Origin of the sequence: Nakamurella flavida, from assembly GCF_030811475.1 — a bacterium.
In the GTDB taxonomy this organism is placed as follows: domain Bacteria; phylum Actinomycetota; class Actinomycetes; order Mycobacteriales; family Nakamurellaceae; genus Nakamurella; species Nakamurella flavida.
In genome coordinates this window covers 2,969,688-2,989,386 of record NZ_JAUSQV010000001.1, presented here as the reverse complement: position 1 = coordinate 2,989,386, position 19,699 = coordinate 2,969,688, and the positions used below count along the sequence as shown (strand labels likewise).

Genomic DNA, 19,699 nt, shown 5'->3' with positions numbered 1-19,699 from the left:
CCCGCAACCCAGACCCAGGAGAACCCATGACCACCCACGCCGATCCGCAGACGGCCCCGGCCGCCGCCGCCACCCCGACCGCCGCCAGCCCGACCCTGCGCGACGTCCCGATCGGCCTGAGTGCCACCGGCTCCCGCAGCGAGTTCGACTCCATGGGCACCGTGGAGGTGCCGGCCGACCACTACTGGGGGGCGCAGACCCAGCGGTCGCTGATCCACTTCTCCATCGGCAACGACCACATGCCGGTCGAGGTCTACCGCGCCTACGGCTACGTGAAGAAGGCCGCCGCGATCGTCAACCACGCCGCGGGCCGGCTGCCGGACTGGAAGACCGACGCGATCATCCAGGCCGCCGAGGAGACCATCGCCGGCAAGCTCGACGACAACTTCCCGCTGTTCGTATGGCAGACCGGGTCCGGGACGCAGAGCAACATGAACGTCAACGAGGTGCTGTCCAACCGGGCCATCCAGCTGCTCGGCGGGGAGCTGGGCACCCAGCACCCGGTGGGCCCCAACGACGACGTCAACATGGGGCAGTCCAGCAACGACACCTTCCCCACCGCGATGCACATCGCCGCAATCCTGGAGATCGACGAGAAGCTGCTGCCGCGGGCCACGGCACTGGCCGACGAGCTGGAGCGCAAGGCCATCGGCTGGATGGACGTGGTCAAGATCGGCCGCACCCACCTCGAGGACGCGGTGCCGCTCACCGTCGGCCAGGAGTGGTCCGGCTGGGCCGCGCAGATCCGCGCCTGCATCGACGAGATCGAGCACAGCCGCGGAGGTCTGCTGGAGCTGGCCGCCGGCGGCACCGCCGTCGGCACCGGCCTGAACGCCCCGGAGGGCTTCAGCGAGGACATCGCGCTGACCATCGCCGAGCTGACCGGCCGGAAGTTCGTCACCGCCCCGAACAAGTTCATGGCCCAGGGGTCGCTGGACGCCATGGTGCGGGCCGCCGCCGCGCTGCGCGGTCTGGCCGTGGCCCTGATGAAGATCGCGAACGACATGCGCTGGCTCGCCTCGGGTCCGCGCACCGGGTTCGCCGAACTCCTGCTGCCGCAGAACGAACCGGGCAGCTCGATCATGCCGGGCAAGGTCAACCCGACCCAGTGCGAGGCCATCGTCATGATCGCCATCCAGGTGCTCGGCGACGACGCGGCCATCGCCTTCTCCGGCTCGCAGGGCAACTTCCAGCTCAACGCGATGCGCCCGGTGATCATCAACAACTTCCTGCACTCGGCCCGCATCCTGGGCGACGGGATGGAGAAGTTCCTGAAGTTCTCCGTCAGCGGGACCGAGCTGAACAAGCCCAAGATCTCCAGCTACGTGGGCGAGAGCCTCATGCTGGTCACCGCGCTCAGCCCCGTCATCGGCTACCAGAACGCCGCGCACATCGCGGAGAACGCGCTGGCCGCCGGCCAGACCCTGAAGGAGGCGGCCCTGGCCTCCGGCCACGTCACCGAGCAGCAGTTCGACTCCATCGTCGTCCCGGCCTCGCTCGTCGGGCACGGCGTCCAGGGCGCCTGATGGAGGTGCGGCGCGGTACCGGGCGGGCCGCGCCGCCCTCCGACCCCCCGGTCGCCCCGGTCGATCCGGTCGCTGCGGTCGCTGCGGGGGCCACGAGCCCCGGGGCGGACATCACCGGCACCACGGCGGACACCGGGGCCGATCTGGTGGCCGCGGTGGCGGCCGCCCTGCTGGCCGACGGCGCCGAGACCGACAAGGTCGTCGAGCGGGCCGGACAGATCGCCCGGGCCGCGGGTGGCCGGGTCGAGCTGCGGCTGGACTGGACCACCTGCACCGTGCAGTACACCGATCGGTCCGGCCGGGTCGCCCGCCGGGAGTTCGCCGCCGCCCCCACCACGGTGGGCATGAACCGGGTCATGGCCGTCGATCGGGCGGTCGAGGACTTCGCCGCGGGCCGGCGGACCGCGGCACAGACGCTGACCGCCGTCTCCCGCGCCCGTGCCCTGCCGCCGGCCAACACCGCACTGTTCGCCGCGGCCTGCGCGGTCGGGGCGGTCTGCCTGGCGGTGATCTTCGGTGTCGACCACTGGCAGGCCGTCGGCCTCATCGCGGTCGCCGCCGGCGGCGCCGGACTGCTGCGCCGGGCCATCGCCCGGAGGGGCGGGTCGAACTTCACCCAGGTCGGTGCGGCGGCGCTGCTCGCCGGGCTGATCGGCGCGGCCGCGGTGCAGCTCGACCTCAGCTCACCGCTGCGGCTGGCCGCGGTCTGCCCGTGCATGGTCCTGGTCCCCGGCCCGCACCTGCTGAACGGATCGTTCGACCTGGCCCGCCTGCGCATCCCGCTGGGCATCGCCCGGTTGGCCTTCGCCACCCTCACCCTGATCGCGATCGGGGCGGGCCTGCTGGTCGGGCTCACCCTGGGCGGCGCGCAGCTCGTCCTGGAGCCGGCCGGCCGGGACGTGCCGCTGCTGGTCGACGCGGCCGCCGCCGGGGTGGTCGCGGTCTGCTACGGCGTCTTCTACTCCGCGCCGCTGCGCGTCCTGGTGTGGCCGTTCGCCGTGGGGGCGGCGGTGCACGCCCTGCGCTGGGTCGCCCTGACCCACTGGCACCTGCAGTCGGCCGTGGCCGCCGGGCTGGCCTGCCTGGTCGCCGGGCTGATCCTGCTGCCCGTCGTCCGCCGGTACCGCATCCCGTTCTCCGCGATCGGTTTCGCCTCGGTCGTCTCGCTCATGCCGGGCCTGCTGGTGTTCCGGACGCTGGCCGCGCTGGCCATGCTGCAGGACGCCGACGCGGCCGGCGCGCCGGCACTGATCCGGTCGGCCGTCGACGACGCCACCGTGGCCGGGCTGACCGTGCTGGCCATGGCCCTGGGCTTCCTCGTCGCGGTCGCCGTCCACCGCGCGGTGGCCACCCGCCCGGCCCGGCCGGTGACGCCGTGAGCCGGCCCGGCCGGAAGGCGCCCGCACTGCCCCTGTTGCTGAGCATCGTCGCCGGGCTGACCGACGTCACCACCTTCGTACTGCTGGACGGGATGTTCAGCGCCCACATCACCGGCAACCTGGTCGTCCTGGCCGCCGACGTGGCCACCGATCGCCCCGTCCACCTGACCACCCTGTTGGCCGTCCCGTTCTTCGTCGTGGTCGCGGCCGTGGTCACCGCGCTCGTCACCCGCTCCACCCGGCCCCCGGCCCGGTGGGTGTTCGGGCTGGCCACCGCCCAGCTGGTGTTCCTGCTCGCCGCAGGCGTGCTGTCCGTCGCGCTGGGCGCGTCCCGCCACCCCGGCGGTGCCGCCGCCCTCGGGGTCGGCCTGCTGGCCGTCGCGGGGATGGCCGTGCAGAACTCGTTGCTGCACCTGGCCTACAGCTCGACGCCGTCCACCGCGGTGATGACCGGCAACGTCGTCGAGGCGACGATCAGCGGGGTCCGCATCCTGATGGGTCGGTCCACCGGCGCCGCGGACGACCGGGCCGTCTGGCGACGTACCTGGCCCCTCATCGTGGGCTTCCTCGCCGGCTGCCTGTTCGGCGCGCTGGCCTGCCGCACCCTGCACGACCTGGGGTGGGTGCTGCCCGTCCTGGCCGCCCTCGTCGTCGTGGTGCACACCCGGACCCGGGCGGACGAGATCCCCTCCCCCGCCGCGGAGGCCGCGGTCACCCGACGATGACCACCCGCAGGGTCCGGGGGCCGTGCACGCCCTCCACCCGCTGCAGTTCGATGTCACTGGTGGCCGAGGGGCCGGAGATCATCGTCAGCGGTGCGGTGGGGTCGAGCAGGGCGATGGCCTCGGGCACCGTCTGCACCACCTGATCGGCGCGCAGCACGATCACGTGCAGGTCGGGGACCAGGGTGATGGCGCGACGCCCCTGGTCGGGCCCGCCGTCCAGGACGATCGTCCCGGACAGCGCGATCGCCACCCGGGCGCCGGTGACCACCGCATCGATGCCGTCGAGCTGCGCGGCGGTCAGCGGGATCTCGGACAGATCGCCGACCACCTGCCGGCCGTCCTGCTCGCAGGCGGCCAGCACGTCGTCCGGCAGGCCGCGCGGCACCACCACCGAGGCCGCATCGCCCAGGGCACGGGCGACCGCCGCCGTCACCTCCGCCGGGGCGACGACCTGCACCTCGGCGCGGTAGTCGATCAACCGGTCCACCAGCAACTCGATCGCCTCCGGGGACCCGGGCGCCAGGGCACCCCGCCGGTCGTACTCCCGCGGCACCGGCTGCGCGGCGACCGGTCCCGCCGTGGCCAGGGCCGCGCGGATGCGGCCGAGCACGGCCTCCCGACTGCCGGTCATGCCTGCTCCTCCGGATGGGTCTCGCGCCACCAGGCCCGGAACGTCTGCGCCGGCGGGGCCGGCAGGTCACGGGACTGCGTCCACCCGGACAGCGGCGGCGGCAGGGTGCTGATCTTCCGATCCCGACCCGCGACGATCCGGCCCAGCTGCAGACCCTTCTCGGCCGCGGCGAACCGCTTCGGGTCGCTCATCACCCACGACGCGGCCTTCATCGCCGCGTCCCACCCGCCGGGCATCCCGCCGCGCTCGTCGTCCACCGACCGGGCCCGCAGCTCGACCAGCAGCTCCGGAATGTTGATCTTCACCGGGCAGGCGTCGTAGCAGGCCCCGCACAGCGAGGAGGCGTACGGCAGCGAGGCGTTCGGGTCGTCGTGGCCCTGCATGCCGGTCAGTTGCGGGGTGAGCACCGCGCCGATCGGCCCCGGGTACACCGAGCCGTAGGCGTGCCCGCCGGTGCGCTCGTAGACCGGGCAGACGTTCAGGCAGGCCGAGCAGCGGATGCAGTGCAGCGCCGCCCGCCCGACCTCGTCGGCCAGCGCGTTGGTCCGGCCGTTGTCCAGCAGCACCACGTGCAGGTCCTGCGGGCCGTCGCCGGGGGTGACCCCGGACCACAGCGAGGTGTACGGGTTCATCCGCTCCCCGGTGGACGAGCGCGGCAGCAGCTGCAGGAACACCTCGAGATCGGCGAAGGTGGGCAGCAGCTTCTCGATGCCCATCACCGTGATCAGCGTGTCCGGCAGGGTCAGGCACATCCGCCCGTTGCCCTCGGACTCCACCACGCAGAGCGTCCCGGTGTCCGCGATGCCGAAGTTCGCCCCGGACACCGCGACCCGCGCGGAGAGGAACTTGCGGCGCAGGTGCGTGCGCGCGGCCATGGCCAGCTCACGCGGGTCGTCGGTGAGACCCTCGACCACGCCGGTCATCTCGGAGACGAAGATGTCCCGGATCTCGGTGCGGTTGCGGTGGATGGCCGGCACCAGGATGTGCGACGGCTTGTCGTGCCCGAGCTGGACGATGAGCTCGGCCAGGTCGGTCTCCACCGCCGCGATGCCCTGCTCCTCCAGGTACTCGTTGAGCCCGATCTCCTGGGTGGCCATCGACTTGATCTTGATGACCTCGTCGGCCCCGGTCGCCCGGACCAGCTCGGTGACGATCCGGTTGGCCTCGTCGGCGTCGGCGGCCCAGTGCACCGTCCCGCCCCGGGCGGTGAACGCCGCCTCGAACTGCTCCAGCAGCTCCGGCAGCCGGGCCATCACGTCGGCCTTGATCGCCGAGCCGCTGTCCCGCAACGCCTCCCAGTCGGCCAGCTCGCCGACCACGGCGGCGCGCTTGGCCCGGATGGTCGCGGTGGCGTGGGCCAGGTTCGCCCGTAGCTGCGGGTTGGCCAGCTCGCGGCGGGCGGCCTGCGGGAACGACTCCGTCCCCCGCAGCGGGGACTCCGGCGCGTGCGCGTGCCGGCGGAGCGGCACGCCCAGGAAGGTGGTCACGCCGCACCCACCGGCTGCTCGCGGGTGGCTGCGAGGATCTGCGCGAGATGCACGGTGTGCACGCCACTGCCGAGTCGCGACAGGCCCCCACCGATGTGCATCAGGCACGACGCGTCGCCGGCCGAGCAGACGTCCGGCCGGACCTCGAGCACGTTGCCGATCTTGTCGGCCAGCATCGCCGAGGAGGTGTCTGCGTTCTTCAGCGCGAAGGTGCCGCCGAACCCGCAGCACTGCTCGGCCTGCGGTAGTTCGACCAGGTCGATGCCCTCCACCGCGCGCAGCAACTGCATCGGCTTGTCACCGACCCGGAGCATCCGCAGCGAGTGGCACGTCGGGTGGTAGGTGACCCGGTGCGGGTAGTACGCGCCCACGTCGGTCACCCCGAGGACGTCGACCAGCAGCTCCGACAACTCGTAGGTGCGGGACGCCACCGCCACCGCCCGCTCGGTCAGTGCGGTGTCCCCCGCGCGGCGGGCCACCATCGCGTGCTGGTGCCGGACCGACCCGACGCAGGAACCCGACGGCGCCACGGCCACGTCGTAGTCGGCCTCGCTGAACACCTCGACGTGGTGCCGGACGACCGGCAGCGCTTCCTTGAGGTACCCGGTGTTGACGTGCATCTGCCCGCAGCAGGTCTGGCCGGCCGGGAAGACGACCTCGTGCCCGAGCCGGGTCAGCAGGGTGACGGTGGCCCGGACGACGTCCGGGAACAGCGCGTCGCCCAGACAGGTGGCCATGATCGCGATGCGCATCAGCTGCCCGCCAGGTGGAAGACCTCGCGGAGCTCGGTGAAGGCCCGGTCGGGCGCGGCCCCGTCGGTGCCGACGAAGAACTCAGCCATCTCGGCCTGCCACCGCGCGTTGACCGCGGTCGCGTCCATGGCCCGTTGGGCGGCGGCGAGGTCGTCGGTCTCCACGTACCCGACCAGCAGACCGTCCTCGGCCAGGAAGAGGGAGTAGTTGCCCCACCCGGTCTCCCGCAGCGCCTGCTGCATCTCCGGCCAGACCTCGGTGTGCCGGGCGGCGTACTCGTCCAGCCGGTCCGGCCGGACCCGCAGGGTGAAGCAGTGGCGCTGGGACACAGGAACTCCAGGTGCGGTCATCGGCCGATCCCCGCCACGCGGGAGCTCGGGACTCTTCTGGGAGGGTACGTCCGGGTGGTGAGGCCGGTCCGGAGATGCTCGCGCAGCGCCCACCGGTCGCCGGAGAGCACTCCGTGGGTGCGCGCCTGGACCAGCAGGTTCCCCAGGGCGGTGGCCTCCACCGGCCCGGCCACCACCGGGCGGCCGCAGGCGTCGGCGACCAGCTGGCACAGCAGCTCGTTCTGCGAGCCGCCGCCCACCACGTGCACGGTGGTCACGTCGCGGCCGGACAGGGCGGCGGCCCGCTCGATGCCCGCGGCGAACGCGGTGGCCAGGGAATCGAGGATGCAGCGCACCATCGCCGGGATGCCGTCCGGCGCCCGTTCCCCGGCCGACCGGCACGCGTCCGCGATCCGGGCCGGCATGTCCCCGGGCGGCAGGAACACCGGGTCGTCCGGGTCGAACTGCGGCCCCCCGGCGGGGAGCTCGGCCGCCCGGGCCAGCACGTCGGGGAGGCTGACGTCGACGCCCTGCAGACCCCAGGTGCGCAACGACTCGGACAGCAGCCACAGACCCATCACGTTGCGCAGGTAGCGGACGGTGCCGTCGACGCCGCGCTCGTTGGTGAAGTTGGCCGTCCGCCCGGCCTCGGTCAGCACCGGGGCCTCGAGTTCCACCCCGACCAGACCCCAGGTGCCGCAGGAGATGTACCCGAAGTCGGCGTCGGCGGCCGGCACGCCGAGCACCGCGGACGCGGTGTCGTGCGAGCCGACGGTGCTCACCGTCAGCGGCCGGGTCAGGCCGGTCTCCGCCACCACGGCCGGGGTCAGCCCGCCGAGCACGGTGCCCGGCGGCACCACGTCGGGCAGCAAGCCGGCGGGCAGGCCGAGACGGTCGATCAGCGACGTGGACCAGTCGCCGGTGCGGGCGTCCAGCAGACCGGTGGTCGACGCGTTGGTCTGCTCGGCCACCCGGACCCCGGTCAGCCAGTAGCCGAGCAGGTCCGGGATCAGCAGCGCCTGGGTGTCGGGTCGGCCCAGCGACACGTCGGCGGCGAACTGATACAGCGTGGTGAAGGGGAGGAACTGCAGGCCGCTGATCCCGTACAGCTCGGCGAAGTCGACCCGCTCGTGGGTGGCCGCCACGCCGGCGGCGGTGCGAGCGTCCCGGTAGTGGAACGGGTTGCCCGACAGCCGCCCGGAGGCGTCGACCAGGCCGTAGTCCACCGCCCACGAGTCGATCGCCACGCCGGCCAGCTCCGGGGCCCGCCGGGCCGCGGCCCGCAGCCCGACCAGCGCGTCCTGGTACAGACCCAGCACGTCCCAGTACAGGCCGTCCGGCAGGGCGACCGGACCGTTGCGGAACCGGTGCACCTCGGTCAGCTCCAGCACGCCGGGGGTGATCCGGCCCAGCATCACCCGGCCACTGGACGCACCGAGATCCACCGCGGCCAGCGCGATGCCGGTCTCCGCCGTCATCGGAACCCACCGCTCCTCGCGCAGGCGCTCATCGCAGGAAGGCGGCGGCGACGCCCGAGTCGACCGGGATGTGCAGGCCCGTGGTCTGCGACAGGTCGCCGGCGGCCAGCGCGAACACGGCCGCGGCCACGTGCTCGGGCAGCACCTCCTTGCCCAGCAACGTGCGCTTGGCGTAGTAGGTGCCGAGGTCCTCCTCCTTGACCCCGTACACCGCGGCCCGGGAAGCGCCCCATCCGCCGGCGAAGATGCCCGACCCGCGGACCACCCCGTCGGGGTTGATGCCGTTGACCCGGATGCCGTGCGGACCCAGTTCGGCGGCCAACAGCCGCACCTGGTGCGCCTGGTCGGCCTTGGTGGCGGAGTAGGCGATGTTGTTGGGTCCGGCGAACACGGAGTTCTTGCTGGAGATGGTGACGATGTCCCCACCCATGCCCTGCTCGATCATCACGCGGGCGGCCTCCCGGGACACCAGGAAACTCCCCTTGGCCATCACGTCGTGCTGCAGATCCCAGTCCTTGACCGTGGTCTCGAGCAGCGGCTTGGACAGCGACAGACCGGCGTTGTTGACGACGAGGTCGACCCCGCCGAAGGCCAGCGCGGCGGCGGCGAACGCGGCGGCGACACTGTCCTCGTCGGAGACGTCCGAGCGCACGGCGACGGCCACGTCCGGGCCGCCGAGTTCGTCGGCGACGGCCCGCGCGGTGTCCAGGTTGAGATCCGCGATGACCACGCAGCCGCCCTCGGCGGCGACGCGGGTGGCGATGGCCTTGCCGATGCCCGACCCGGCCCCGGTGATCAGGGCGATACGGGTGGCCAGCGGCTTGGGCTTCGGCATCCGCTGCAGCTTGGCCTCCTCGAGCGCCCAGTACTCGATGGCGAACTTCTCGGCCTCGCTGATCGGGGCGTAGGTGGAGACGGACTCGGCGCCGCGCATCACGTTGATGGCGTTGACGTAGAACTCGCCGGCCACCCGGGCGGTCTGCTTGTCCTTGCCGAACGAGAACATGCCGACCCCGGGGACGAGCACGATCGCCGGGTCGGCCCCCCGCAGCGGCGGGGAGTCCGGTGTCGCGTTCCGGTCGTAGTAGCCCTGGTAGTCCGCGCGGTAGGCGGCATGCAGCGCTGGTAACGCCGCCAGGGTGTCTTCCACCGTGGCGGTGGCCGGGAGGTCGACGACCATCGGCTTGACCTTGGTGCGCAGGAAGTGGTCGGGGCACGAGGTGCCGAGACCGGCCAGTGCAGCCAGCTTCTCGGAGGACAGGAAGTCCAGGACCTCGGGGCTGTCGGTGTAGTGGCCGACCTGCGGCTTGTCGGTGGAGGCCAGTCCGCGGACGGTCGGGAACAGTGCCGCCGCCCTGGCGTGCCGCTCGTCGGCGGGCAGGGCCTCGTAGCCGGGGACGACAGCCCCGAACGGCTGGTCGGACCCGTTCGCGGCCAGGAACTCCTCGGCCGTGCGGATGATCTCCAGGCTGTTCGCCTCGGCCCGCTCGGAGGTGTCCCCCCAGGCGGTGATGCCGTGGCCGCCGAGGATGCAGCCGATGGCCTGCGGATTGGCCGCCGCGATCGCCGCGATGTCCAGACCCAACTGGAAGCCGGGCCGTCGCCACGGCACCCACACCACCCGGTCGCCGAAGCATTGCTTCGTCAGCTCGGGGCCGTCGGCGGCGGTGGCCAGCGCGATGCCGGAGTCGGGGTGCAGGTGGTCCACGTGGGCCGCGTCGACCAGCCCGTGCATGGCCGTGTCGATGGACGGCGCCGCCCCTCCCTTGCCGTGCAGGCAGTAGTCGAACGCGGCGACCATCTCGTCCTCGCGGTCCACCCCGGCGTACACGCCGGTCAGCGCGCGGAGCCGGTCGAGCCGCAACACGGCCAGGCCGGCCGGCTGCAGGGTGCCCAGATCACCACCGGAACCCTTGACCCACACCAGCTCCACCGGCTCCCCGGTGACCGGGTCGGCGCCGGTGCCCTTGGCGGAGGTGTTGCCACCGGCGTAGTTGGTGTTGCGGGGATCGCTGCCGAGACGGTTCGACCGGGCGATCAGATCGGTCACGGCGGTGTCGTTCACCGCGATGTCGGGAACGGGGGAGTCGCTCACGGGGTTGCTCCTGGAGTCCGGGGCTGGCTGACGGGCTGAGGGATGGGGACGGCCGGTCGGATCAGGCGCCCCAGCTCGCCTGGGTACCGCCGACGCGGTCGGCGGCGGCCTTCGCCGCGTAGCCGGACTCGGCGAAGGCGCGCAGCGGATCCCGCGGCAGCCCGCGGGCCTCGCGGCGGTCGGCGAGCAGCCCGCGCACGTCGGTCTCGTAGGCGTCCATCACCACGCCGTGCGCACCGAGCACGTCGCCCTGCGCGCGGGCCGCGGCCAGCGCGTCCTGGTCGACCAGCAGCGCCTTGGCCGTGGCCGCCTGCACGTTCATCACCGAGCGGATCTGCCCGGGGATCTTCTCCTCGATGTTGTGGCACTGGTCGAGCATGAAGTTCACCCCCGAGGTCGGCAGGTGGGCGCCCTGGGCGACGATCTCGGTCATGATCCGGAACAGCTGGAACGGATCGGCCGAGCCGACGATGAGGTCGTCGTCGGCGTAGTTCCGCGAGTTGAAGTCGAACGCGCCCAGGCGGTTCTGTCGCAGCAGCTGCATGACGATGAACTCGATGTTGGTGGACGGAGCGTGGTGGCCGGTGTCCAGGATGACCTTGGCCCGCTCCCCCAGCGCCATGCAGTGCAGCAGGGACGTGCCCCAGTCGGGCAGGTCCATCGTGTAGAAGTACGGCTCGAAGATCTTGTACTCCAGCAGCAACCGCTGGTCGTCGTCCATGGCCGCGTAGATCTGGGCGAGGGAGTCGGCGAGCCGGTCCTGCCGGTCGCGCAGCGAGTCCTGCCCGGGGTAGTTGGTGCCGTCCGGCAACCAGATCTTCAGGTCCTTGCTGCCGGTGGCCCGCATGACGTCCAGGCACTCGCTGTGGTGCGCGATCGCCTTGTCCCGGATGCGGGGATCCGAGTTGGCCAGCGAACCCAGTCGGTAGTCGTCGTCCTGGAAAAGGTTCGAGTTGACCGACCCGATGGCGACCCCCTGCTCCTTCGCGAATGCGGTGAGCGCGGCGAAGTCGTCGACCTTGTCCCACGGGATGTGGATGGACACCCGCGGCGCCAGCCCCGTCATGGCGTGCACCTGGGCCGCGTCGGCGATCTTCTCGTACGGGTCGCGGGGGGTGCCCGGCGTGGTGAACACCTTGAACCGGGTGCCGGAATTGCCGTACGCCCAGCTCGGCACCTCGATGCCGAAGTCGTCGAGGGCGTCCAGCGGGTCCCGGCCGGTGGCCGGGGTGGGTGCGGGGGTGGTCATGGGAGTCCTCCGGGGAAACAGTGATCGAGGCTGGGCGGGCGGGTGGCACGGAGCGCTACTTGGAGCCGCCGTACCGCCGGTTGGTCAGCCCGTTGAGCAGGGCGGCGAAGACGAGCACGGTGCCCAGCGCGAGCAGCTGGTACTGCGAGCCCTCGTTGCCGACGAAGGCGAGCAGGATGCCGGCGTTGAGCCACACGATGAGCAGGGTGGCCAGCACGACGCCGGCGACCCGGCCGATGCCGCCGGTGATGGCGACCCCACCGAGCACGGCGATGGTGATGGCGGGCAGGGCCATGCCGCTGCCGGACACGCCCGCGTCGGGGCGGGCCGAGGCGAACTGGGCCACGGTGACCACGGCGACCAGACCGGAGATGACCCCGGCGTAGACGTACGCCTTGAACCGGGTGTCACGCACCGGCAGCGCGCTCCACCGGCCCGCCACGTCGTTGGTGCCGATCGCGTACAGGCGGCGGCCATAGGTGGTGCGCGCCAGCAGCAACCACACCGCGATGGCGGTGGGGATGAGGAACGTGAAGATGCCCAGCGGCACGTTCGGCAGGTTGCCGCCGATCACCGGCAGCTCCACCGAGCGGCTGATGGAGAACAGCTCCTGGATGGGCTGGGTGCTGATCGGCCGCTGGTTGTTGATCACGATGGCGAGGGACTTGAACGCATAGAACGTGGCCAGGGTGGCGATCAGGGCCGGGAAGCCGATGTAGGCGACCAGGAATCCGTTGAGCGCACCGCACAACCCACCGAACACGGCGGTGAGCAGGATCGCCGACCACAGCGGCCAGCCCCACTGGCCGTAGGCGAACCCGAACACCATGCCGGCCAACGACACGATGGCGCCGACCGAGAGGTCGATCCCGCCGCGACCGGACAGGATGACCAGCAGCTCGGCCAGCCCGAGCAGGGCCAGCGGGACCGCGTTGATCAGGCTGGAGGACAGGTAGTCGGCGTCGTACGGGGCGGTCAGGTAGTCACCCGCGTCCATGATCGTGAACACCACGACCACCACGACGATGAGCACGGCGAGCAGGACGACGCGCTGGGTCAACAGGGCCCGCACGACCCGGGCGACGAGGGACTCCCCGCCGCCGGTCGGGGCGGGGCGGTCCACGGGCGGGACGCCGGTGGGGGCGGACGGTGTCGTGGTGCTCACTTGGCTCTCCTTGCCCGTTCGCGGATCAGGTCGGCGCCGACGGCCACGATGATGAAGATGCCGACGAACAGGTCGGACAGCTGCGAGTTCCACCCGAGCTGGGTGACCCCGGAGGTCACGGTCTGCACGAGCAGCGCGCCCAGCAGGGTGCCGAGCACCGAGCCGCGGCCGCCCATGATCGAGGTGCCGCCGATGACCACCGCGGCGATGACGGCGAGTTCCTTTCCGCTGCCGACGGTCTGGTCGAGGGTGGACGTACCCTGCGCGATGACGAAGCACGACCCGAGGCCGACCAGCACCCCGGTGATGACGTAGGCCAGCAGCACCCGTCGCTGGACGCGGACGCCGGCCAGCCGGGCCGCGTGGGCGTCCCCGCCGATGGCGTAGAAGTGCCGCCCACCGGCTGTGTGCCGCAGGTACCACCACGCCGCGGCCGCGATGACCACCGTGATGAGGAAGGCGTGCGGCAGCCCGAACGTGCGGCCGGCCACGCCGCGCCCGAAGACGTCGAAGGTCTGCGGGATGCCGTTGACGGTGCGGGAGCCGAAGACCGTCAGGCCCAGCCACTGGAACAGGTTGGCGGTGCCGAACGTGATGATGATGGCGTGCACCCGCCCGTAGGCGATGAGCAGGCCGTTCACGAGCCCGAGCAGGGCGCCGACGACCATCGAGACCAGCACGGCCGGCACCAACGAGAGTCCGGAGTCCACCAGGAGTTTCGCGGTGATCACCGAGCACACCATGATGGCGCCGCCGACGGAGACGTCGATGCCGCCGGTGATGATGATGATCGTCATGCCGATGCCGATGAGGGCGACCGGGGCGGTGGCCACCAGCAGCGGCTGCAGCGAGCCGGCGGTGAAGAACGCCGGGGTGGCGAAGGCGAGCACGACCCACAGCACGGCGATGACGCCGATGAGGACGAGCTCCTGGCCGGAGACCGGCGACGGCAGGATCCGCCGGGACCGGGCCGGCCCGGGTGCGTCCGCCGGGGGCCGGGCCCCGGGGCGGTCGAGGGTGGTGCTCATACGACCTGTCCTTCCTGCTCCGCGTCGTGCGTGCTGTCGCCGGCAGAGGTGGTCATGTCACCGGCGGCGGCGGCCAGCACGTCGACCTGGGTGGCCTCGGGGCCGAACTCCACGGTGGTGGTGCCGCCCCGGACGACCTGCAGGCGGTCGGAGATGCGCAGCGCCTCCGGCAGGTCGGAGGTGACGACGAGGATCGCGGAACCCTGTTCGGCGAGCTCGGTGATGATGCGGTGGATCTCCTCCTTGGCGCCGACGTCCACCCCCTGGGTGGGTTCGGCGAGGACGAGGACGTCGGGGCGCTGGACGAGTTGCCGGGCCAGCACCACCTTCTGGGCGTTGCCGCCGGACATTGCGCCGATGGCCTGCCGCTCGTTCGGGGTCTTCACCGAGAGCCGGCGGATCATGTCCTGCGCGACCGACTTCTCCTTGGCCCGGTCCATCCAGGTGCCGAACCTCGACAGCAGCGGCAGGTGCCCGGCGGAGATGTTGAAGGCGATGGACTGGAAGGTGAACATCCCCTCGAGCTTGCGGTTCGCCGGCAGCAGGGCGATGCCCAGCTCCTGTGCCTCCTGGGCGCTGCGCGGCGCCACGGGCTTGCCGTTCAACAGGATCTGCCCGGCGGTGGCCCGGTCCATGCCGTAGATGCAGCTCGCTATCTCCGACACACCCGAGCCGACCAGCCCGTACAGACCGACGATCTCGCCCCGCCGGACCTGCACGTCCACGTCGTGGAACTTGCCGGTGCGCCCCAGGCCGGACAGCGTCAGCACCGGATCACCCTGGGGCACGACGCGCTCGGGCCGTTCGTCGGACAGGATCCCGCCGACCATCAGCTCGGCGATCTGCCGGACGGAGAGCTCGTCGATCGGGTAGGTCCCGATGGTCGCGCCGTCGCGCATGACGGTGACCTGCTGGGCGATGCGGAACAACTCGTCCAGCCGGTGGGAGATGTAGATGACCGAGACCCCGGACGCGGTGAGCCGGCGGACCACGCCGAAGAGCACGTCGATCTCGGCGTCGGTGAGGATGGCCGACGGCTCGTCCAGGATGAGCACCTTGGCGTTGCCGGCCAGCGCCTTGGCGATGGAGACCTGCTGCTGCTCGGCGATGGACAGCGTGCCGACGGGGACGGTGGCGTACCGACCGGGCAGCCCGAGCAGCTCCAGCAGCTCGACGACCTTGGCGTTCTGCGCGGCCCAGTCGACCCGCAGGCCGCGCCGCATCTCGCGGCCGGTGAAGATGTTCTCCGAGACGGTGAGCTCGGCGAACAGCTGCGGCTCCTGGTAGACGGTCGCGATGCCCAGGGCCATCGCGTCGGTGGTCGAGGAGATCGACACCTCGGCACCCTCGAACTCGATGCGCCCGGTGTCGGCGGCCTCCACCCCGGAGATGATCTTGATCATGGTGGACTTGCCGGCGCCGTTCTCGCCGACCAGGGCGTGCACCTGCCCGGAGGCGACGGTCAGGTCGGCGTTGCGGATGGCCCGGACGGCGCCGAACCGCTTGGAGATGCCGGTCAGCCGCAGCCGGGCCAGCCCGCTGTCGGGGGTGACCGCGGTGTCGGCAGCGGTGTTCACGGGGGTGCTCACCGGCACGGCCGGGCGGAGTCGGCCGGGGCGGGGAGCCGGGTGCGGCTCCGTCCACCGGTGACGGGGGTGCAGGTCATGCCTCGGGCTCCGTTCGCCTCGACGTGCGCGTGGATCTGTGACGGGATGCAGCAGGGTGCGGGGGCGGCGGCCCGGGTCGGGTGACCCGGGCCGCCGGGTGGGACTCGACGTGCCGAACCGGGGGCTCGGTGGTCGGGGGTGACCGGTCGGGGATGACCGGTCGGGGATGACTCAGTAGTCGAAGTCGTCCACGTTGTCCTTGGTGATGGCCAGGGCCGGGCCGAGCAGCAGCGTCTTGGTCGCCTCGTCGTAGGCCACGTCGGGCAGATCGGCGTTGACGTCGTTGGTGGCGGCGAAGGGCTTGTCCTCCGCGAGCTGAGCGCCGGCCCAGGCGGTCAGGTAGCCCAGGTTCTCCACGTTCCACAGGATGGACGCGGACGACGAGCCGTCGGCCAGGTACGGCTTCATGGACTGCGGGGTACCCAGGCCGACGGTGAAGACGCTGCCGATCTTGCCGGCGTCCCGGACCGCCTGCGCCACACCGGGTGCCGAGGAGGTGCACTCGCCGACGAGGCCGGTGAGATCGGGGTGGGCGTTCATCAGGTCGGTCGCCATGCTGGCCGCCTTGTTCTGGTCCTCACCGGCATAGACGGTGTCCACGATCTCGGCGTCGGGGTACTTCGAGGCGGTGTAGGCCTTCTGCACCTCGATCCAGGAGTTCAGGTTCTCCGCGGTCTGGCCGCAGGACACGATGGCGTACTTGCCCTTTCCGCCCATCGCCGTCATCAGTGCGTCGGTGAGGCCCTCGCCGATGCCGTCGACGGAGGCCTGGTTGACGAAGGCCTCGCGGACGGAGCTCGGGGCGTCGGTGTCGGCGGTGGCGACGTGGATCCCGGCGTCCTTGGCCTGCTGCAGCAGCGGGGCCATCGAGTCGGGGTCGTTCGGCGCCACGATGAGCGTGTCGACCTTCTGCTGGATGAAGGACCGGACGATGTCGGCCTGGGCGGCGGCATCGGCCTGCGTCGGGCCCTGGTACAGCCAGGTGACGTTGCCCAGCGCCTCGGCGGCGGCCTGGCCACCGGTGTTCATCGCCTCGAAGTACGGCACACCCTGCAGCTTGGGCACGAAGGCGACGGTGACCTTGTCGCCGGACGCCGGCGCACTGCCCGAGGCGGCGGAGGTCGCGGCCGACGACGCCGCGGGAGCGGCGGCCGGCGCGTCGTTCTTCTTCGTGCAGGCGGACAGCACCAGGGTCGCCGCGAGACCGAGGGAGAGGACCGCGGTGGTCCTGCGGAGAGCGGACATGGATCACTCCAGGGGTTGGCGCGGCCGTTGCCGGACGCGGTCGATGGCCGCCCCGGGGTCGGGGCGGTGCGTGCTGGGGAGACCGCCGGTCGAGATGACCGGCGGGCGTGGGGATCTCGGGCCGCCCGGGGGCGGATGGAGCGGGGAACTGCGGGGAACTGCGGATGGGCCGGTGGAGCGGTCGGGCGGTCGGGGTGCGCTCAGCCCGTCCCGGTGGGCGACGCCCGGGAACGCCGGCGGCGCCGCGCCGGCTCCCGCGCGCCGGAGGTGGGCAGGGGGGTGACCGTGGCCGCGGTGTCCGCGGCGCTGGTCGCGGCGGCGGCGCTCGGGACGGTGGTGATCGGGACGTCCAGTGCCGCCCATTCGGCGACGGCGGCGGGATCGGCCCCGGTGTCGGTGTACATGCCGGTGATGTCGGCCGGGGGGACGAAGGAGTGGAAGCCGAACCCGTCGATCTTCGACGAGTCGAACAGGGCGTACACCCGGTCGCAGGCCGCCGCCATGAACTTCTTCGTCTGCGCCTCCTCGGCCGAGACGTCCAGCAGGCCCAGGGTTGTCGAGATGCCGACCACCCCGAAGAAGCCGGCGCTGATCCGACCCCGGCCGGCCAGCACGTCACCGATCGGCCCGACCACGCTCCCGGCGGACCGGCGCACCACGCCGCCGGGCATGAGCACCACGGCGGACGAGTGCTCCATGAAGAGCAGGGCGTGCCGCAACCCGTTGGTGATCACCACCAGGTTGCGCCGGCCGAGCACCTCCTGGGCGAGGTAGAACGACGAGGTCGAGGAATCGAGCGCGATGACGTCGCCGTCCCGGACGAGGCGGGCGGCGGCGACGGCCACCGCCTGCTTGCTGTCCTGGGAGTACCGCAACCGCATCTCGAACGCGCCCTCGTCACCGGCCGGTGCACTGACCGCCCCGCCGCGCACCCGCCGGACCAGACTGCGGTCCTCGAGAGCGGACAGGTCCTTGCGAATCGTGACGGCGGAGACGCCGAACCGGACGGCGAGATCCTGGACGGTCACATGGCCGGTGGTCTTGAGGTCCATCAGAATGCTCTGCTCGCGGGCGAACTCGTCCACCGATGACACCGACACCACCTCCTCGTGGGATCCGTCCGACCCCACTGTGGGCCAGCTCTCAACGCGCTTTCGAAAGCTAACGGGCGCCTGCCGGTGCGTCAACGAAGTCCAGGGAAACGAAAGTGCCGCGCTTGCGATGAACGGACGCGTGGTTTCGGCGGCGTGATCTGCCCGAGATGTACCGCTGGCCGACCGGGTTTCGCGAACCCGGCGCGCCCGTCCGCCCGCCGCTTCCGGTCGGCCCGCCGGCCGCCTACCGTCCAGGGGTCGAGAGCGGAGGAGGTGTGCGCATGCGACGTCCGGTCCGGGCCGCGGTGTCGACCCTGTCCGCCCTGCTGGCCCTGGTCGCGCTGGTGCTGCTGGCGCCGCTGCTGCCCGCCGACCCGACCACCGGGTCCGAGCACGCGGTCCGCTGGGTGTGGGGCGCCCTGCTGCTGGGCGTGGCCGGCTGGGGTTTGGTTCTGATGTACCGCAACGGCACGTCCCGCCGGCCCGGTTCCCGCGGTTCGGCCCCGGCGCGCGACGAGGACTGACGGGCCGGCGGGAGACGCCGCGGGGGCCACCGGTTCCCGCGGTTAGGCTGGCGCCATGCCCCGACGATCGTCCGGCGCGGTCCGCCGCGAGCGGACACCGCCCTCGTCGGGATCCACGCCCCTGGGCGGCGGGGAACGCCACCAGGAAACCGCCGAGGGCACGTTCGTGGTCCGCAGCATGTCCGGCTCCGCCGCCGTGAAGACCTACCGCTGTCCGGGCTGCGACCACGAGGTGCTGGCCGGCGTGGCGCATGTCGTGGTCTGGCCCGCGGACGGCGACGGATCCGACCGGCGGCACTGGCACAGCTCGTGCTGGCAGCGACGGTCCACCCGGGGCGGACCGGGGCGGCTGCCCTGGACCGGTCTCTGACCTGTCGACCCGGAGCCCTCGGCATCACCGCCAGGAGTGCCCGGCCCACCAGCCCAGCGCGGCCATCCCCACCCCGCCGACCACACTGGCCGCCACGTTGACCGCGGCGAGCCGGCGTCGCCCGTCCCCGGACATCCGCATCACCTCGTAGCCGAACGTCGAGTAGGTGCTGAGTGCACCGCAGAAGCCGGTGCCGATCAGGGCCGTGACCTCCGCCGAGAAGTGGGTGGCGGCGCCGACCCCGAACCCGAGGATCAGCGACGCCACGAGGTTGACCGTGAGCGTGCCCCAGGGGAAGCCGGTGCGGTGCCGGGACTGCACGAGCTGATCGGTGAGATAGCGGGCCGGGGCACCGACCAGGGCACCGAGGGCGACCATCAGGGCGATCACGCGTGCCCCGCCGTCGCGGCCCGCCGGGCGATCCGGCGCCGGAGCAGGAGCCGGGTCACCCGGGTCGCCGCCCACACGGCCAGCGCGCCGAACGCCAGCGACAGCCCGACGAAGGCGAGGGCGGCACCCGGGCGATCGGCGCGCAACAGGTCCTGGGTGTCCATCGCGAAGGTGGAGAACGTGGTGTAGCCACCCAACACCCCGACCCCCAGGAACGGGCGGGCCAGCCGGTGCGGGGTGACCGCCTCGAGCAGGACGACCATGAGCGCACCGATGAGCAGGCATCCGGTGACGTTGACGACCAGCGTCGACCAGGCGAACGCACCCGGCTGGTGCGGCATGAGCAGAGCGACGCCGTACCGGGACTCGGCCCCGATCACTCCGCCCAGGGCGATGGCCGCCAGCACGGCCCCCTCCGACCGGCGGGACCCGGCCGGACCGACATCACCGGGTCGGAAGTCCGAGCCGACCACGTCCTCGGACGCCACCGACCCTCCTGTCCCGTCCCGCAGTTCCCTGCCGGATCACGCACGGACCGATCTCGCCCGCCGGTGGTGGGAGACCA

General features: G+C 72.2%; 19 protein-coding genes. 5 read left to right on the top strand and 14 right to left on the bottom strand.

Features of this window, described 5'->3' with window-relative positions:
* Positions 1-26: 26 nt before the first annotated feature.
* The 3 genes from fumC to J2S58_RS13220 are packed head-to-tail and all read left to right on the top strand — an operon-like array spanning position 27 to position 3,630.
* A complete protein-coding gene (gene fumC / locus J2S58_RS13230) occupies positions 27-1,526 on the top strand; it encodes a class II fumarate hydratase (protein ID WP_205256658.1) in 1,500 nt (499 codons plus the stop codon).
* Positions 1,526-2,905, top strand: a complete 1,380-nt coding sequence (locus J2S58_RS13225; protein ID WP_205256659.1) for a threonine/serine exporter family protein — start codon at positions 1,526-1,528, stop codon at positions 2,903-2,905. The genes fumC and J2S58_RS13225 overlap by 1 nt, the downstream gene beginning before the upstream one ends.
* Positions 2,902-3,630, top strand: a complete 729-nt coding sequence (locus tag J2S58_RS13220) for a YoaK family protein (protein WP_205256660.1) — start codon at positions 2,902-2,904, stop codon at positions 3,628-3,630. The genes J2S58_RS13225 and J2S58_RS13220 overlap by 4 nt, the downstream gene beginning before the upstream one ends.
* Here J2S58_RS13220 and J2S58_RS13215 read toward each other — a convergent pair.
* The 12 genes from J2S58_RS13215 to J2S58_RS13160 form a co-directional block, all read right to left on the bottom strand.
* The gene (locus J2S58_RS13215; protein ID WP_205256661.1) at positions 3,617-4,261 is read right to left on the bottom strand and encodes a LutC/YkgG family protein; all 645 of its coding nucleotides are present in this window, start codon (positions 4,259-4,261) and stop codon (positions 3,617-3,619) included. The genes J2S58_RS13220 and J2S58_RS13215 overlap by 14 nt on opposite strands.
* A complete protein-coding gene (locus J2S58_RS13210; RefSeq protein ID WP_205256662.1) occupies positions 4,258-5,748 on the bottom strand; it encodes a LutB/LldF family L-lactate oxidation iron-sulfur protein in 1,491 nt (496 codons plus the stop codon). Before J2S58_RS13210 ends, J2S58_RS13215 begins: the two co-directional genes overlap by 4 nt.
* Entirely contained in the window at positions 5,745-6,500 is a 756-nt protein-coding gene (locus tag J2S58_RS13205) for a (Fe-S)-binding protein (RefSeq protein ID WP_205256663.1), read from the bottom strand. Before J2S58_RS13205 ends, J2S58_RS13210 begins: the two co-directional genes overlap by 4 nt.
* Positions 6,500-6,850, bottom strand: a complete 351-nt coding sequence (locus J2S58_RS13200) for an L-rhamnose mutarotase (RefSeq protein ID WP_205256664.1) — start codon at positions 6,848-6,850, stop codon at positions 6,500-6,502. Before J2S58_RS13200 ends, J2S58_RS13205 begins: the two co-directional genes overlap by 1 nt.
* Complete coding sequence (locus J2S58_RS13195) at positions 6,847-8,307, bottom strand: rhamnulokinase (RefSeq protein WP_205256665.1); 1,461 nt, start codon at positions 8,305-8,307, stop codon at positions 6,847-6,849. Before J2S58_RS13195 ends, J2S58_RS13200 begins: the two co-directional genes overlap by 4 nt.
* A gap of 28 nt (positions 8,308-8,335) precedes the next feature.
* Complete coding sequence (locus tag J2S58_RS13190) at positions 8,336-10,378, bottom strand: bifunctional aldolase/short-chain dehydrogenase (protein WP_370881871.1); 2,043 nt, start codon at positions 10,376-10,378, stop codon at positions 8,336-8,338.
* Positions 10,379-10,463: 85 nt separating this feature from the next.
* Positions 10,464-11,651, bottom strand: a complete 1,188-nt coding sequence (rhaI, locus tag J2S58_RS13185) for an L-rhamnose isomerase (RefSeq protein ID WP_205256667.1) — start codon at positions 11,649-11,651, stop codon at positions 10,464-10,466.
* A gap of 55 nt (positions 11,652-11,706) precedes the next feature.
* The gene (locus tag J2S58_RS13180; protein ID WP_205256668.1) at positions 11,707-12,816 is read right to left on the bottom strand and encodes an ABC transporter permease; all 1,110 of its coding nucleotides are present in this window, start codon (positions 12,814-12,816) and stop codon (positions 11,707-11,709) included.
* Positions 12,813-13,844 (bottom strand): ABC transporter permease, encoded by a 1,032-nt coding sequence (locus J2S58_RS13175; RefSeq protein ID WP_205256669.1) that lies wholly within the window; start codon positions 13,842-13,844, stop codon positions 12,813-12,815. The genes J2S58_RS13180 and J2S58_RS13175 overlap by 4 nt, the downstream gene beginning before the upstream one ends.
* Positions 13,841-15,433: a sugar ABC transporter ATP-binding protein gene (locus J2S58_RS13170; protein WP_205256670.1), complete on the bottom strand. Its 1,593-nt coding sequence runs from the start codon at positions 15,431-15,433 to the stop codon at positions 13,841-13,843. Before J2S58_RS13170 ends, J2S58_RS13175 begins: the two co-directional genes overlap by 4 nt.
* A gap of 249 nt (positions 15,434-15,682) precedes the next feature.
* Complete coding sequence (locus tag J2S58_RS13165) at positions 15,683-16,756, bottom strand: autoinducer 2 ABC transporter substrate-binding protein (protein WP_205256671.1); 1,074 nt, start codon at positions 16,754-16,756, stop codon at positions 15,683-15,685.
* A 200-nt stretch (positions 16,757-16,956) separates the two neighbouring features.
* A complete protein-coding gene (locus J2S58_RS13160; RefSeq protein ID WP_205256672.1) occupies positions 16,957-17,856 on the bottom strand; it encodes a DeoR/GlpR family DNA-binding transcription regulator in 900 nt (299 codons plus the stop codon).
* 275 nt (positions 17,857-18,131) lie between these two features.
* On the opposite strand from J2S58_RS13160, the gene J2S58_RS13155 reads away from it, so the two are divergent.
* Both J2S58_RS13155 and J2S58_RS13150 read left to right on the top strand, forming a co-directional pair.
* Entirely contained in the window at positions 18,132-18,374 is a 243-nt protein-coding gene (locus tag J2S58_RS13155) for a hypothetical protein (protein WP_205256673.1), read from the top strand.
* A gap of 55 nt (positions 18,375-18,429) precedes the next feature.
* On the top strand, positions 18,430-18,744 hold the full coding sequence (locus J2S58_RS13150) for a hypothetical protein (protein WP_205256674.1): 315 nt from the start codon (positions 18,430-18,432) through the stop codon (positions 18,742-18,744).
* Between the two features lie 24 nt (positions 18,745-18,768).
* Here the strand turns inward: J2S58_RS13150 and crcB are convergent, their stop codons facing one another.
* Both crcB and J2S58_RS13140 read right to left on the bottom strand, forming a co-directional pair.
* Positions 18,769-19,134, bottom strand: coding sequence for a fluoride efflux transporter CrcB (gene crcB, locus J2S58_RS13145; RefSeq protein ID WP_205256675.1), 366 nt, complete (start codon positions 19,132-19,134; stop codon positions 18,769-18,771).
* Positions 19,131-19,622, bottom strand: coding sequence for a fluoride efflux transporter FluC (locus tag J2S58_RS13140; RefSeq protein WP_205256676.1), 492 nt, complete (start codon positions 19,620-19,622; stop codon positions 19,131-19,133). The genes crcB and J2S58_RS13140 overlap by 4 nt, the downstream gene beginning before the upstream one ends.
* Between the last annotated feature and the right edge of the window lie 77 nt (positions 19,623-19,699).